We start from the raw sequence: 558 nt of genomic DNA, 5'->3' as shown, positions 1-558 counted from the left end.
CGAGGTCTCGCGCCGCCAGGAGCTGGAGGTCAAGGAGGGCGACCACGTCGAGGCCGGTACTGCCCTGACGAAGGGACGCCTGGACCCCAAGGAGGTGCTGCGCATCCGCGGTCGCAACGCCGCCCAGAAGCAGCTGGTCGACGAGGTGCAGGAGGTCTACCGCTCCCAGGGCGTGGACATCCACTCCAAGCACATCGAGGTCATCGTGCGTCAGATGCTGCGCAAGGTCACCATCCTGGAGCCCGGCGACACGACCTTCATGCCCGGAGAGCTGGTGGACCGCATGGCCTACCTGGGTCAGAACCGCAAGGTCGCCGCCGAGGGCGGGCAGCCCGCATCGGGTCGTCAGATGCTCATGGGCATCACCAAGGCGTCCCTGGCCACGGACTCGTGGCTGTCGGCGGCCTCCTTCCAGGAGACCACCAAGGTGCTGACCGAGGCCGCGATGAACGGCAAGAAGGACCCGCTGGTCGGGCTCAAGGAGAACGTCATGCTGGGCAAGCTCATCCCGGCCGGCACGGGGCTTGCACGCTACAACCGCGTGCACGTCGAGCCGAC

General features: G+C 67.6%; 1 pseudogene. It reads left to right on the top strand.

The window, feature by feature from the left end:
* Window positions 1–558, top strand: a pseudogene (locus FK530_RS25185) (DNA-directed RNA polymerase subunit beta'); the annotation flags it as partial.

The sequence above is a fragment of the Tsukamurella conjunctivitidis genome (assembly GCF_007858475.1).
Taxonomy (GTDB): Bacteria; Actinomycetota; Actinomycetes; order Mycobacteriales; family Mycobacteriaceae; genus Tsukamurella; species Tsukamurella conjunctivitidis.
This window is presented reverse-complemented; position numbering and strand designations above follow the sequence as displayed.